Genomic DNA, 14,741 nt, shown 5'->3' on the forward strand with positions numbered 1-14,741 from the left:
AATTATGGAATAAATGGAAGGAATAAACATAAAAGCGGCGAATAGGGGAAGAATAATTAGCTTAACCGAAAAAACGTGAAGAGGGTGGTCGCGGCAACGGATGCTGGTGCCCTTGGTGACTCGAATTCAGAAAGGAGTATTCCCATGCAAGGTATCGAGAAGTTCATTGCCGACATGGCCGATTTTGTCTGGGGCCTGCCGCTTATAATCCTGCTGTTCGGAACGCACTTGTTTTTGACTTTTAGACTGGGCTTTATTCAGAGATATATGGGCAAGGCGATCAAGCTCTCGCTGACCCGCTCCACCGAAGGACGGGGGGATGTCAGCCAGTTCGGCGCGCTGACGACCGCGCTGGCCGCGACCATCGGCACAGGCAACATCGTTGGCGTGGCCACCGCCGTGGCCGCCGGCGGTCCGGGGGCGATACTGTGGATGTGGCTGACCGGCGTGTTCGGCATCGCCACCAAATACGCGGAGGCGTTGCTGTCCGTGAAGTACCGCATCCAGACCGCGGACGGCCAGATGGCCGGCGGACCGATGTACGTCCTGGAGCGCGGCCTCAATATGAAGTGGCTGGCCGTCGTGTTCGCCGGCCTGACCGCCATCGCCGCCTTCGGCATCGGCAACACCGTGCAGGCCAACTCCATCGCTTCGATGCTCAAGGAGACCTATAATGTTTCGCCGTATGTTTCCGGTATCGTCCTGACAATGCTGACCGCCCTGGTCATCCTCGGCGGCATCAAGTCGATCGCCCGCGTGTGCGAGGCGCTGGTGCCCTTCATGGCGATCTTCTATGTGGCCGGCTGCGCGATTATTCTACTGTCCGGCTTCTCCACCATCCTCGATTCGATCTATCTCATCGTCAGCAGCGCCTTCAGCGGTAAGGCGGCGATGGGCGGCTTCCTGGGGGCAGGCCTGAAGGAAGCGATGCGGTTCGGCATCGCCCGCGGCCTGTTCTCGAACGAATCCGGCCTCGGCAGCGCCCCGATCGTGGCGGCGGCGGCTCAGACGAAGAACCCCGTCCGCCAGGCGCTCGTTTCCAGCACCGGCACCTTCTGGGACACGGTGGTGGTGTGCGCCATGACCGGCCTGGTGCTCGTCAACACCGGCGTGTGGCAGAGCGGCCTGAAAGGCGCCGCCCTGACGAAATCCGCCTTTTCCACCATCCCTGTCGTCGGCCCGCTGGTGCTGGCGGTCGGCCTGCTGACCTTCGTCTTTTCCACCATCCTCGGCTGGTCCTATTACGGCGAGAAGGCGGCCGAGTACCTGTTCGGCAAAAAGGTGATCAAGCCGTACCGCTACCTGTGGGTCATCGCCGTTTTCATCGGCGCGGTGGCCTCCCTGCCGGCGGTGTGGAACTTCGCCGACGCCGCCAACGGCCTGATGGCCGTCCCCAACCTCGTTTCCCTGCTGCTACTGAGCGGTGTGCTTGTTGCCGAGACTCGCGAATACCTCTGGAACGGCAACCTCGACCACGAGCCGGCGGATTTCGCCGCCGCCCCCGGCGAGAAGAGGAAAGGCAAAGGCTGATTCCAGGATTGTCAAAAAGGCACCGGCTATGGCCGGTGCCTTTTGATGTTTTGCGGCTGGGGCTTTACGGCGGGGAAGCGTAGGCTGAGCGCCGGGCAATATCGCCGCTACATCGAATGGAGGCCGATGCAGTTGCCTTCGCTGTCTTCGAAAAGGCCGAAGAAGCCGTACTGGCCGATGTCGGTTTTGGGGACAAGCGTTTTGCCTTTGCTGGCGGCGACTTTGTCAAGCGTGGCGGCGATGTCGGCTACGGCGAAGTAGATGATCGCGCCGGTATAGGACGGCACGTAATGCTCCGCCTTCACCAGCGCGCCGCCGGCGCCGATCGCGTTCATCGCCATCGGGAACATGGCCATCTGCCGTTCGCCCATGTCGACAATTTCGAGCTTATGGCCGAAAACCGCCTCGTAGAAGGCTTTGCCACGCGGCATATCCGTAACGGGGATTTCGAACCAGATCACCGGGTTGATATTGTCAGCCATCCTTGTCACGCTCCTGTCTGATTACTAAGTTTATTATAACCCGGTCAGGGCTTGGACAGCCACATTATTCCAGAGCAGGGGGCCGATCGTCGCTTTGCCTGGGCATGCCGGAAAATGGTATAATTGATGTTACCAAGGAAATGGAGGAATGCCTGGTGGCGATCATGCGCGGGGCCGAGCCGTTTCTGCTGCCCGGCGGCGACCGGGGCGTGCTGCTCATCCATGGGTTCACCGGCGCGCCGGCCGAGATGCGCCTGCTGGGCGAGCGCCTGCACGGCGAGGGCTACACCGTCCTGGGGCCGCGCCTGGCGGGGCACGGGAGCAGCCCGGCGGAGATGGCGGGCACCAGGTGGCCCCATTGGTACGGCGATGCGGAGGACGGCTACCACCTGCTGAAGGGAATGTGCCGGGAGGTGTCGGTGGTGGGTCTGTCGATGGGCGGGCTGCTGGCTCTGAAGCTGGCTGCCGAGCACCCGGTGGCCAGGGTGACCGCTATAAACGCGCCCATATTCCTCCTTGACAGGCGTCTGCCGCTGCTGCCCTTCTTCCGCCTGTTCCGCAAGTACCAGCGCCAGGAGAAGCGCCGGCTGACGGTCAACGAGCCGTATAACGTTTCCTATGATTATATGCCGCTGCGCTGCCTGGTCAGCCTGCTGGAGCTTATCAGGCATGTGGACGGCCTGCTGCCGCTCGTCACCCGGCCGGCCCTGCTGGTCCAGTCGCGACACGACCGGACGGTGCGGCCGGAGAGCGTTCAGCATATCCACCGCCGCCTCGGCGGCCGGAGCAAGAGGATAATCTGGCTGGAGCGTTCGGGCCACGTCGCCACGATCGACGTGGAGCACGAGCGGGTCTTCCGCTATATCGACAGCTTTTTGACGCCAAGATCAATAGACGACTGAAGGGAGACGAAAATATGGGAGACGAACGCAACACGTGGTGTTTTGCCTGCGGGCCGGATAATCCGATCGGCCTGAAGCTCGATTTCGCCGAAGAGGGGGACAAGTATGTGGCCCGCTTTACCGCCGGTCCGGAGCATCAGGGCTACGACGGCATCGTTCACGGCGGCATCGTGAGCACGCTGCTGGACGAGATCATGGCCCGTTACCCGTACGCCAAGGGCGACGACACGGTAACCGCCCGCCTGGAGATAAGGTACCGCCAGCCGACCCCGGTGGGGCAGGAGCTGACCGTGTCCGGATGGATCGTGGGCAAGCGGGGCAGGATATACGAGATGGCCGGCACGGTGGCGCTGGCGGACGGCACCGTCACCGCCGAGGGCAAGGCCACAGTGATGGCTGTAAGGAAGTGAATCGATGACCCTTAGAGATAGAGTCCTCGCCTTTATGCGCGAGGAGGCCTACAAGCCGCTGGCGCCGGACGACCTGGCCGCCGGGCTGGACCTGAAGGCGCAAGAGCTGGCCGATTTTTGGCCGCTGCTGGCGGCTTTGGAGGAAAACGCCGAGGTTATCAAGACCAGGTTCGGCAAGTTCGGCGTGCCCGAGCGCATGAACCTGGTGGTGGGGATGCTGGCGGCGAGCGAGAAAGGCTTCGGGTTCGTAATCCCCGATAACCCCGACGAGGCCGATGTGTACATACCCCACGACGCGCTGGCCGGCGCGATGCACCGCGACCGGGTGGTCGCGCGGGTGCACGGCCAGCGGCCGGGCGGCAAGGCCCGCGAGGGGGAGATAATCAGGATCGTCAAGCGTGCCAACACCAAGGTTGTCGGCACGTTCGAGGCGAGCCGCCACTACGCGTTCGTAACCCCTGACGATGCCCGCCTGCGCCAGGATGTTTTCGTGCCGCGGGACGAATGGGGCGGGGCGGAGAACGGCGCGAAGGTGGTCGTGGAGATTACCAAGTGGCCGGAGGGCAAGCGCAGCGCCGAGGGCCGGGTGACGGAGGTGCTGGGCCTCAAGGGCGACCCTGGCATCGAGATACTGGCCATCATCAGGAACCACAACCTTGCGACCGCTTTTCCGCCCGAGGTGGAGGCCGCCGCCGCCCGCTGCCGCGAGACGGTGGGGCCGGACGAACTGAAGGGGCGGCGCGACCTGCGCGACTTGCCGGTCGTGACCATCGACTCCGAGGATGCCAAGGACCTCGACGACGCCGTGTACGTGGAGCGGCGCGCCAATGGCCGTTGGCTGCTTGGCGTGCATATCGCCGACGTCAGCCATTATGTAAAGGAGAATAGCCCTCTCGATGAGGAGGCCAGGGAGCGGGGCACAAGCGTCTATTTGGTGGACCGCGTGCTGCCGATGCTGCCTCACCGCCTTTCGAACGGCATCTGCAGCCTGAACGCCGGCGTCGACCGGCTGGCGATGTCGGCGCATATGGAGATCGACGCCCGCGGCCGGGTGGTTAGCTATGAGCTTTTCCCGAGCGTTATCCGCGTCCACACCCGGCTTTCATACAACATCGTCCGCCGCATCCTCGCCGAGGACGACGAGCACCTGAAGGACGAATACCGTCCGCTTGTCGGCATGCTGGCCGAGATGGAGCGCCTGTGCAACATCCTTCGCCAGCGGCGGCTGAACCGCGGGGCGATCGACTTCGATTTTCCCGAGCTTAAGGTGAAGCTGGACGATAAGGGGCGGCCGGTGGCGATAGAGAAGCGGGTGCGCAGCATCGCCGAATCGATTGTCGAGGAGTTCATGCTGGCGGCCAACGAGACGGTGGCCGAGCATATGGACAAGCTGGGCGTGCCTTTCGTCTTCCGCGTCCACGAGGAGCCCGACCCGGAAAAAATGACCAAGCTCAACAACCTGCTCCACAACTTCGGCCAGGCGCTTTCCAAGCCCGACAACATCCGCCCCAAGGCTTTGCAGAAAGTGCTGGGCCGGGTGGCCGGCCGGCCGGAGGAGCGACTGATAAGCACGGTGATGCTCAGATCGCTCAAGCAGGCGCGCTACGAGGCGGAGAATCTCGGCCATTTCGGCCTGGCCGCCACGTACTACACTCACTTCACCTCGCCGATCAGGCGCTATCCCGACCTCATCGTCCACCGCATCCTGCGCGAGACGTTTTCATCCGGCAGCATTTCCGCCCGTCGCCGCCAGAAGCTGGCCGCCATCCTGCCGGAAATATCCCTTCACGCCTCGCAGCGCGAACGGGCGGCAGCCGAGGCGGAACGGGAGACGGTCGACCTCAAAAAGGTCGAGTATATGGCCCAGTTTCTCGGCGACGAGTTCGCCGGGGCAATCAGCGGCGTTACGGCTTTCGGGCTGTTCGTCGAGCTGGAGAACGGCATCGAGGGCCTTGTCCATGTGTCGAGCATGGATGACGACTATTACCGCTACGACGAGGACCGCTATTCGCTTATCGGCCAGCGGACCGGCAAGGTGTACCGGCTGGGCGACGCGACGACGGTGACGCTGGTTAAGGTTAACCCGGCGGAGCGGACGATCGATTTCACGCTGGCCGGCGACGCGGCCCTCCGGCCCGCGGGCCGCAAGGGCAGAGGCGGCGGCCGGGGCCGCAAGACGGGCGAACGCGCGACGAGCCAAGGCGCCAGGAGCGGCGGGTCGGGGAAGAAAACCGGGAGCGGCGGCCAGGGGCGCAAGGCCAAGGACGGCGGAATGAAGCCCGCCGGGACCGGGGCAGCCGGCAAGGCGGCCGGGGAGGCTGCGGGGAAGCAGCCGGCCGGCACGCAGCGCAAGCGGCCGCAGGGTTCTGGCAAAAGACGGACAAAATCCGGCAAAAATCAGACATAAACTCTGACATTAGCTCTGTCATCGGTCTGATATACGGGCAGGCTTGACGATATTTCCCGGAAATAGGCGAGAAACCGACAGGGAGAGAAAAGGATGAACCGCAGGGATTTCCTGAGGATGACGGCTCTGGCGGGACTGGGAGCGGCTCTGCTGCCCGGCTGCGCGCCGACGCCGGCCAAGCCGGCGCCCCGCGCCGACGCGGGAGTGGGCCGGACGCCGGCGGCAGCCGCGCCGCCGGGGGGAAGCGGTCTGGTGGTGGCCGAGGGCACCGACCCTGCCGATATGCTGGCACGTGGCCTGGCGGCGCTGGGCGGCATCGGGACGTTTGTGAAGCCGGGGGCGACGGTGGTGCTGAAGCCGAATTTCAGTGTGCCGCGCACGCCGGAGGAGGCGGCGACGACCAATGTCGCGCTGGTGGGGGCGCTGGTGCGCTCGTGTCTGGCCGCCGGAGCCAAGACGGTGAAGGTCATCGATTATCCGTTCACCAATCCGGTCATCTGTCTGGAGAAGACGGGAATGAAGGCGGCGGTGGCGGCGGCGGGCGGCCGGGTTTATACGCTGAACGGCGGCCGCGACAAGTATTTCAAGCCGGTGCAGGTCGGCGGCCAGACGCTGGCGGCGGCCGAGTACAGCAAGGATGTGCTGGAGGCGGACGTTTTTATCAATATGCCGATTCTCAAGCACCACAACGGCACGCGGCTGACGCTGGGGATGAAGAATCTGATGGGGCTGGTGTGGGACCGCGGCTATTTCCACCGCACCGATCTGCACCGCTGCATCGCCGAGACGGCGGCGTTCAAAAAGCCGCACCTGACCATTATGGACGCGCTGCGCGGCATCACGGACAACGGGCCGATGGGTCCGGGGCCGATCCGCGAGTATAACAAGCTGGTGTTCGGCACCGATCCGGTGGCGGTGGACGCCTACGGGGCGACGCTGTTCGGGATGAAGCCGGCCGAGGTGGATTATATCCGCATCGCGACCGAGCTTGGCGTCGGGCAGATGGACCTGGGCAAGGTGACGGTGCGCAAGGCTTAGGAGGGCGCGCCGCGAAGGAAGTGTTTCGGGGGAGGAAATGACTGTGAGTGCAATAGACAGGTTGCTGGACGGCATCGCCGTTCCTGCTGTCGTGCGGGTGCGGCAGACTTTCGAGCGCCCGCGGCTGGAGGACCCGGTGGCCGAGCTGGCGGCCCAGTTGAAGGCCAAGGGGACGCTGACAGGCGTGAAGCGCGGCCATCGGATCGCGATAACCGCCGGCAGCCGGGGGATAACGGCGCTGCCGGAGATGCTGCGGACGTTGGCGGCGGCGGTGAGGGAGGCGGGAGCGGAGCCTTTCCTGGTGCCGGCGATGGGCAGCCACGGCGGCGCGACGGCCGAAGGGCAGCGGAATATGCTGATCGGGATGGGCATCACCGAGGATGCGGTGGGGGCCCCGATCAGGGCGACGATGGAGACGGTGGAGATCGGGCGCACGGCGGCCGGCAACCCCGTTTATCTCGATAAGTACGCCCATGAGGCGGACGGGATACTGGTTATCAACCGCCTCAAGCCGCATGTGTCGTTCCGCGGCCCGTACGAGAGCGGTCTGGCGAAGATGATCGTGATCGGGCTGGGCAAGCAGAAGGGGGCGGATACCTGCCACGAACTGGGCGCCGGGATGATGGCGGAGAATATCCCGGCGATGGCGGCGGTGACGCTCGCCAAGGCCAATATCATCGCCGGGGTGGCGATCATCGAGAACGCATATCATGAGACGAGCCGGCTGGCGGTGCTGGCCGGGAGCGAGATAATGGCCGGGGAGCCGGCGCTGTTGGAGGAGGCGCGGCGGCTTTGCCCACGTCTTTACTTCGACAGCCTGGATGTGCTGGTGATCGACGAGATCGGCAAGGATATCAGCGGCACCGGTTTCGATACCAATATCGTGGGGCGCTATCATACGCCGAATATCAGCGGCGGCCCGCGCATCGCGAGGATGGCGGTGCTCGATCTGACGGAGCGGACCCACGGCAACGCCAACGGGCTCGGACTGGCCGATTTTACGACCCGGCGGGTTTTCGACAAGTTCGATTTTGCGAATACGTATCCGAATTCGCTGACGACGACGGCGACGGCGAGCGTGAAGATCCCGATGGTGCTGGGGAGCGACCGCCAGGCCATCCAGGCGGCGATCAAGACGTGCAACATCGCCGACAAGGGCACGGTGCGGCTGGTGAGGATCAAAAACACGGTGGCGCTGGACGAGATCGAGGTGTCGGAGAGCCTGCTGGGCGAGGTGGCGGCGAGCCGCTACATGACGGCGGCGGGCGGGCCGTACGCGCTGCCTTTCGATGTCGCCGGGAATCTCCGCTGAACAATCGATACGAAAGACGACCGCCGCCGGGTGACCGGCGGCGGTTTTTGCGCTTATTCGATGTAAGTAACGACGTCTTTTTTCCACGGGGCGGGGCTTTTTCGCGTATCGTCACCGGCCGGCAGGCTTGATAGCTAATAAAGAGTAAATCCTTCTTCAAAACTGGCCCTATTCTTCAGCGTAAACCGCATCTTCTTGATGTTTCAAGAAGTAAAAAGGTAGGATGTCTTTAAACTTTTCTGGGCAATCCATTTGTTTTATTTCTGTAACAGTATGGGAAACAATATCCATCAATTCATCTTTATCTGCAGATGAGAGCGAATGGAATAATTGTTTCCATTCGTTGGTTTGGCCCGTTCCCTCATAATAAAATCGATACATGATCATATCCCTTGGCATGGAAAGTATTTCAAAGAACTCATCAATATTGTTGCCAAATGCCTTATAAAAGAAAGAATTTCCAGCAGCTACAACGCCTTGTGTAACATGCAGTATAGCCGATATCGCCCGGAGATATTTCTGATTCCAATGCTTTCCTATATGTAGACGATCTGTTCTTCCGATGGGAGAATATTTCATTGGGAAAGAGAAAATCTTAATTCCCAATTCTTGATTGAGTTTAATGTTGCATTCTAATCGTCTGTGTAAATCTTCCGGTTTATCTTCAAAATTAAAAAGGATATAATTTGATATTTCTTCTATCCCGTGCTCATGAGCGAGCCTAACTGCTCTAATATATGTTTCTTCAAAGGCAATATTATCAAAAGCTATTCGCAATGGCTTTATAGCAAGTTTTGCGAGCAACCGCATATTATCATCGTTGATACGCCGAGCATCGACGCCTTGGTTAAAATCAACACTACGCATTTTCCTTGCTTTATTTTTATACTTCTCAATAAAAGGACGAAGTTGGTCTTCAACTTGTAACATATAAGCGGAATAATCATCTGCAGCTTCTGCGTCTAAAAGAAGCTCTAAATAAGCATCGCGCTTATTTCCTTTTGGAATTCTCTTCTTCATTCCATCAAGATAGTTAACCAACTTTTTGTCAAGATAAATACTACGGTCTCCACGATGATATCTCCGCATGACAACATCATAAATTCCAGGATTAACAAAAGAAGCCCCTTTTCCGAACCCAGCATTGCAAAGGTCATCAATTAGTTCAGCCAAGTTGGGAGCAGTTAATATGTTATTGTCGAGAAGCAAAAGATTTTGTTTCTCGCCATACATATCATTAATTGTGCGCAATTGAGATACAATGTTATTAGTTACTTGAAATTCAGGCTCTAGTATTGGAACTGCGCAAAACGGACATTGATTTGGGCAACCTCTTGTCATATATGCGAAATAATTATCCCCTGCAGGATATTTATAATCCACCATGTCAAGAATATCGTAATCCAAAGGCAAAATATCGACGTTTACAGACTTCTCATCTCCGATGACAGATGAATCCGTTAATAATCCGGTGATAACATTACTTTCAGGTAACCCAGTTTCTTCAATCACCTTCTCTTTCATCAGCGAAGCCATAATTCCACCAACAAAGATATCAGAACTATTAGAAACCAAAGATTTATAATGATTTATGGTTTTTACTGAGAGATCAAAATCGAAGGTGAATAGAGTTGTTATATAGATTTTATCCCATAACCGATTTTCTACCGATTTATCAATTCCCTTGACAAATACTACTTCATCTCCTTTTTGTTTGTGATATGTACTAATTTTCATTAGTCCCATCGGCGGATACTTATTTTTATATGCTGGTTCCACAAGGAGAATGTTTTTCATTTTTTCTTCACACTCAGTTCAATTTTTATAGCTTCACGAAGTTTATTTGCAATATCTAAATCATGTGCAAAGAAATTATCAATAACGGCTATTATGCGTTGGTATATTTGGCGTTCATCTTTTGAATAACTTGTAGGTAAGTCTCGCTTGGTAGCATAGTCAGCGTTTATTATCTTGTTACTTATGTGTATAAGGGTCTTTTCGCTTTCTTCGGCTTGCTTGATTCGTTTCGTAACAGTATCTTTCTTATCTGGATCAATATTGCCTTTGCGTATAGCAACATCTAACTCTTTTTTGGGAGTTAATATACTCTTTTGTATTTTGTTTAAATCACTAATATATTTATCTCTTTTTACATCTGAGGAAATTGAACCCGTATCAATCTGTCTCTCCAAATCACTTAGTTCCGTGAAAGCTTTATCAATATTACGGATTGCAGAAATTATTTTGGATGAGCCACGACGATACGTCCTATTAAGATGTTCTGCCCAGGTAGATAGTTTGGTCGCAAGTTCTTGATATACTTTTCCCGGCTCAAAATCATCTCTTTTGGCGTTGGGAATGACGTCAGGATGCAAAATATGAATTTCTGCAGCAAACATTTTGTTTGCTACAGCCCCTTCCGAGGGAAAGAACCGGGAAAAAGTTGTATTGTCTCCGACGAGGATGTTTCCTTTTCTCAAACGGATACCTTGCAAAATTTCATCTCGAATCTGCCCAGAAAAATCCGTAATGGCAAGCCAACCGATGTACAAAGGGGTTCCATCACTGGCAATTTCGTAGACAAACTCTACATCCTTTACATAGTCCTTATTATGTGTTCTTTTTTGTAACCCCGTACTTAGCGTTCTGGTATATGGTTTATAAATGGGTTTATGGCGACGTGTATGACATATCTTGTAGGTGGGAATAGGATGACCTTTCGCTGTAAAGTGTTCTTTGATTATTGAACTAACCTGAAAACGCTGGCCATCAAAATCTACTGGAGCGACAGCAGACAAATAACGATCGATCTTTTCAGAATTATAAAGGTCGCTAAATGTATCACTGATTCCTTCGAGCCTAACCTCAAAATAGTGAGATTGAGTGTCATCATCTTCTTGATAAGAACTCATTACTTCTTCAATTACGTCGATAATATCTTCCTTTTCTGTATTGCTGGGGGAAAGAAGTTGCTTAAGACGTACACAATCCCACTTAATAACAGTGCGCACTGCTTCCCCTTGGACTGAAGTGATGAAATATAGAGCATTAGCATAACCAAGTCCACCGAGGCGACCAATTCCCCTGAACCCTCGGTTTTCTTCGTAGTCTTTATCTGAATTTCCGACATCTGTAAGCTTCTTAACGGCACTGTGTATTGATATGCCTGTCCCATTATCACGGATTGAAACTGATTTCGAATTCTCATTAACTGTTAAAGTAATCTCACCTCCATCAGGGCTCAATAAACCTTGGGCATAGGCATTGTCAATCGAGTCTGTTGCATTTTGAATATACTCACGAAAAATATCAAAAGGATTTGAGTACATTCCGAGAGATAGCGATTCTAAAACATGCTTTCCAACAATTATGTCGCCCATTATTTTTTCGTGCCCCCTTGATGATAGCAGGGATAAGGGAATTTAACTTTCAGAAGTGTCTTGAAAACAGGATGTTGGATGATCAAGTCGCCCTTACCTAAACGTGTCATCATGTTGGCATAAACGTTTGGAATATATCGATAGTCGGGCTTTGAAACTTCTATTGCATTAGTGCGACCATATATATTCGTTCCACAATTACCTTTTACGCGGTCATGGATTGAGCTCTTGAATTGCTCGGCAGAGAAGAGTATGATACCTTCCTGACGACCACGTTCTGTAATATCAAGGAGATTCGCAAGCAACGGGGAGCCCTTAGGCGATGTGGAAGGGGCATATTTATTTAACTCGTCCACAAAAACAACTATTTTTTTTGGTACCGGCTTTTTAGATTTTCGCTCAATATCGTCGTAATCTCCATGCTTCAAGTCATATACAGCGCGAATCGTATCCCCAAACACCAAGCACTGCATTTGCTCATCTAAACTTGCAATGTCAATAACCATCATATCCCCGCCGTTAATATTCTTAACTGCGTCAGATAGATGGCAGTGACGTTGTTTTTTGTCGGATGATTTTGAGTTTACAAAAATGCTGTTGTCTATAGAATTGTTGATCAACCTACTGAATTTGCGCCACGACTGTACTAATATATCCTGATTCGATTTTACTTTATTGGTATAATCCCGGACGGTTTGCTTGAAATCGCTCCAACTCATTTCTCCGCCGAATTCCCTACTTGTTTCAATGAAATTCAGAATAGATTCTATAGTAAAATTGGGGTCGTCAACATTAGAAAAGAGCATGTCGATTTTCTTGATGTCATGATCAAAAGTATAGATATAGTTAAATGCTCTACCGGCTTCATACTGTTCAAGTAAATCTTCTTTCGAGAGAGATGTATTAGAATACACATCAGTTCCTCGAACATGAGCAAAAGGATAATAATAGGTAACATTTTTGAATGGCTCACACGGAACACTTAATGTGTTCCAGTCATATATTTGTTCTTCTGTAATCTTAGTGTTTTTTTCATCAAGATGCAGAAGATCGTCGCCTTTCACATTCATAACGATAATCGCAACTTCATCACCAAGCTTTTCCTGAATGGCCTTGAGTAAAAACATTATATAGCTTGTTTTTGTCGCAAGACCAGATATACCTGAAACATTTAGATGTGCTCCCTCCGGGCCAATAAGAAAATCTCCATTATAATCAATTGGCACTACAACACCATTTGAAGTCTTCAATATGCCTGCAGAAATAGCAGACTCCTTTTTTATATCATTCAATCCCAAAGCGACTCTTATGTCATCAGCACTACAGGTATATACGGGAGTTCCTTCCAGAACCGGCATATAGTTTTCCTTATCATTGTGGACAACTGAAGCCTTAGCATATGAAAGTGCCAACCTGGAAGTCATGGGCTTCGCCTCAACATCACCAAAATCCGATGACACGAAATTACTAATGTGTCCCGGACTATCCGTAATATGAAATATATCCTGTACGACGCCGAAGGTTGTAGAACCATCCATTTTATTTGGGACTTTCACTATATCAAAGGGACCGAGGATAATATCGTCCTTTAACCAGAAATTAAACTCATCACATGAGTTAGGATTGCGCTCGGTCGCAGATACCTTTCCGATTATGTCGATATTACCCATTGTAAACCCTCCCATTCAAAATGCGTCACGTTGAAACTGATTTATAAATGCAACATCACTTGCATATGTGGACTTTATCATGGTCTCTGTGAGGTAAATTGGATATAAGTGATTGGGCCATCTATCATCCTTGCCATGGCAAGTAGGGATGCTTTCCGCTATTAGTGACAATGAAATATTGTCTACTACATCTGAATCAAGCCCATTTTCCTTATCTTCTTTTGTTGCCATTTTTTCAACCTTGATAATGCCATCCAAAGGATTTCGAACATTATATTTGTGGCGAATTCTTAAATACCAGAATCCAAATTCTCGTCCGCGCGAATTGCGTTTATGAAATACTGGCGTTCGCTCACCGTAATTTAATCCGAGAATTTGCGCACCGATATGGGGCCCACCACGTCTATCAGACATAGAAAGATTTGGATCAAAGCTCTTTGACACACCAACTACATTATAAAATAAGTCTGCAAAGTCATCTTTACCGGTATCTTCTGCAAGAAATTGTAATGGGCCATCAACAATTAACATTTTGTCGGTATCTAATACCTTTGTTTTGACCATTTCAGTTAAAATATCAATTTCTAAGCGATGCATCAGACTATTTGACTTAGCAATAGCAGCATTATTTGGAGCAGAATCTTTCATCTTATTGAAAGTATATTTCTCCACCATAAATGGATGGGCCAAATGAGAACACTTTCTTACTCTCATTTTGAGTACATCGAAATTAACATCATTAAAGCTACTGCTAATAAGCAGATAATTTTGCGCTAGTATGGTATGTTTAGAGATTTTACTTGCATGACGTCGAGCGCATCCAGCTCTAATTTGAGCAGCAATAACAGGATAGATTTTTTTGCCGGAGATAACCAAATCGCCAATTTTATAAGTTCTACGCGAACCATCCATAAAGAAATGGAACAGGGAGAAGGGAATATCTATAATGTCTAAGTGTTTTTTTGTCTTTATAGGAGCCGTTTCAAATATTTTCGATAAATCATAAGAATCAGCGTCATCATCGTTTGCGTCCTGATATGGCTCCAAATAATAACGATCTAAAGCTATGCTTTCGTTTTGAAACAGCATAGCGCCCTCTTTTTTAAATAAATCCTGTAATGTACTCAACTGCCATCCCCCGTTTACAAAGTCAATGGCTCTTATGACTCCTTTTATCGAGAGGTTTCTTGGCATTTCTAGGTATCGCCCATGACTTGCCAAGGCGTTGGACGCCTTCAATGCGCCCTTGTTCGCAAAGGACTTGTACCCGACGCTCGGATATACTCCATTTTTGGGCTGCTTCTTTTGCTGTAATATAATCCATACAACATTACTCCCTAACTGGTACGGTTCGACATGCACAGTATATACGGGATTCCGAACAAAAGCAATGGGGTTTTACCTAAATAGTAAGATCTTGCCATTTGGTAGGATGTATAAGAAATACGCATCAAAAGGGGAGACGTTAACCGTCTCCCTTTGGCTTCTTGAGGAGTAATATTCAGCTAATCCCATTCATTGTTCTATCCAAACCCAGCGTACCGTTACACTCAGAGGGATAAGGTTCACTGCGACTACTCCTAAACCCTGGATGACCTTGCGGGGCCGCA

Annotated in this window: 12 protein-coding genes; 6 read left to right on the forward strand and 6 right to left on the reverse strand. The window is 52.7% G+C overall.

All coding sequences use genetic code 11. The features are described 5' to 3' along the window. Positions 1-144 precede the first annotated feature (144 nt). The gene (locus Q4T40_22885; protein ID MDT8904091.1) at positions 145-1,530 is read left to right on the forward strand and encodes a sodium:alanine symporter family protein; all 1,386 of its coding nucleotides are present in this window, start codon (positions 145-147) and stop codon (positions 1,528-1,530) included. A 107-nt stretch (positions 1,531-1,637) separates the two neighbouring features. Here Q4T40_22885 and Q4T40_22890 read toward each other — a convergent pair whose 3' ends face one another. Further along, positions 1,638-2,012 (reverse strand): VOC family protein, encoded by a 375-nt coding sequence (locus tag Q4T40_22890; protein MDT8904092.1) that lies wholly within the window; start codon positions 2,010-2,012, stop codon positions 1,638-1,640. A 155-nt stretch (positions 2,013-2,167) separates the two neighbouring features. Between Q4T40_22890 and Q4T40_22895 the strand changes: the two genes are divergently transcribed. From Q4T40_22895 to Q4T40_22915, 5 genes are all read left to right on the forward strand, one after another. Continuing rightward, positions 2,168-2,914 carry an alpha/beta fold hydrolase gene (locus Q4T40_22895; GenBank protein ID MDT8904093.1) on the forward strand — a complete coding sequence of 249 codons (747 nt, stop codon included), beginning with the start codon at positions 2,168-2,170 and terminating at the stop codon, positions 2,912-2,914. Positions 2,915-2,928: 14 nt separating this feature from the next. Continuing rightward, positions 2,929-3,324 (forward strand): PaaI family thioesterase, encoded by a 396-nt coding sequence (locus Q4T40_22900; protein ID MDT8904094.1) that lies wholly within the window; start codon positions 2,929-2,931, stop codon positions 3,322-3,324. Positions 3,325-3,328: 4 nt separating this feature from the next. Next, the gene (gene rnr / locus Q4T40_22905; GenBank protein ID MDT8904095.1) at positions 3,329-5,731 is read left to right on the forward strand and encodes a ribonuclease R; all 2,403 of its coding nucleotides are present in this window, start codon (positions 3,329-3,331) and stop codon (positions 5,729-5,731) included. A gap of 93 nt (positions 5,732-5,824) precedes the next feature. Beyond that, the gene (locus Q4T40_22910) at positions 5,825-6,769 is read left to right on the forward strand and encodes a DUF362 domain-containing protein (GenBank protein ID MDT8904096.1); all 945 of its coding nucleotides are present in this window, start codon (positions 5,825-5,827) and stop codon (positions 6,767-6,769) included. 43 nt (positions 6,770-6,812) lie between these two features. After that, the gene (locus Q4T40_22915) at positions 6,813-8,081 is read left to right on the forward strand and encodes a lactate racemase domain-containing protein (GenBank protein MDT8904097.1); all 1,269 of its coding nucleotides are present in this window, start codon (positions 6,813-6,815) and stop codon (positions 8,079-8,081) included. A gap of 168 nt (positions 8,082-8,249) precedes the next feature. On the opposite strand, the gene Q4T40_22920 is transcribed toward Q4T40_22915, so the two are convergent. Genes Q4T40_22920 through Q4T40_22940 form a run of 5 tightly spaced genes read right to left on the reverse strand, consistent with a single transcriptional unit; the run spans position 8,250 to position 14,455 of the window. Beyond that, positions 8,250-9,878 (reverse strand): hypothetical protein, encoded by a 1,629-nt coding sequence (locus Q4T40_22920; protein MDT8904098.1) that lies wholly within the window; start codon positions 9,876-9,878, stop codon positions 8,250-8,252. Then, positions 9,875-11,461: an ATP-binding protein gene (locus Q4T40_22925; GenBank protein MDT8904099.1), complete on the reverse strand. Its 1,587-nt coding sequence runs from the start codon at positions 11,459-11,461 to the stop codon at positions 9,875-9,877. Before Q4T40_22925 ends, Q4T40_22920 begins: the two co-directional genes overlap by 4 nt. After that, positions 11,461-13,131 carry an ATP-binding protein gene (locus Q4T40_22930; protein MDT8904100.1) on the reverse strand — a complete coding sequence of 557 codons (1,671 nt, stop codon included), beginning with the start codon at positions 13,129-13,131 and terminating at the stop codon, positions 11,461-11,463. Before Q4T40_22930 ends, Q4T40_22925 begins: the two co-directional genes overlap by 1 nt. 15 nt (positions 13,132-13,146) lie before the next feature. After that, on the reverse strand, positions 13,147-14,259 hold the full coding sequence (locus Q4T40_22935; GenBank protein ID MDT8904101.1) for a hypothetical protein: 1,113 nt from the start codon (positions 14,257-14,259) through the stop codon (positions 13,147-13,149). A gap of 22 nt (positions 14,260-14,281) precedes the next feature. Further along, on the reverse strand, positions 14,282-14,455 hold the full coding sequence (locus tag Q4T40_22940; protein MDT8904102.1) for a helix-turn-helix domain-containing protein: 174 nt from the start codon (positions 14,453-14,455) through the stop codon (positions 14,282-14,284). Positions 14,456-14,741 lie beyond the last annotated feature (286 nt).

The sequence above is a fragment of the Selenomonadales bacterium 4137-cl genome, from assembly GCA_032334055.1.
Lineage (GTDB): Bacteria > Bacillota > Negativicutes > Sporomusales > UBA7701 > Anaeroselena > Anaeroselena agilis.

Coding starts and splice junctions, on each gene's coding strand:
- Q4T40_22890 (MDT8904092.1), bottom strand. CDS start 2,012: ATGGCTGACAATATCAACCCGGTGATCTGGTTCGAAATCCCCGTTACG.
- Q4T40_22940 (MDT8904102.1), bottom strand. CDS start 14,455: ATGGATTATATTACAGCAAAAGAAGCAGCCCAAAAATGGAGTATATCC.
- Q4T40_22930 (MDT8904100.1), bottom strand. CDS start 13,131: ATGGGTAATATCGACATAATCGGAAAGGTATCTGCGACCGAGCGCAAT.
- Q4T40_22925 (MDT8904099.1), bottom strand. CDS start 11,461: ATGGGCGACATAATTGTTGGAAAGCATGTTTTAGAATCGCTATCTCTC.
- Q4T40_22900 (MDT8904094.1), top strand. CDS start 2,929: ATGGGAGACGAACGCAACACGTGGTGTTTTGCCTGCGGGCCGGATAAT.
- Q4T40_22885 (MDT8904091.1), top strand. CDS start 145: ATGCAAGGTATCGAGAAGTTCATTGCCGACATGGCCGATTTTGTCTGG.
- Q4T40_22920 (MDT8904098.1), bottom strand. CDS start 9,878: ATGAAAAACATTCTCCTTGTGGAACCAGCATATAAAAATAAGTATCCG.
- rnr (MDT8904095.1), top strand. CDS start 3,329: ATGACCCTTAGAGATAGAGTCCTCGCCTTTATGCGCGAGGAGGCCTAC.
- Q4T40_22910 (MDT8904096.1), top strand. CDS start 5,825: ATGAACCGCAGGGATTTCCTGAGGATGACGGCTCTGGCGGGACTGGGA.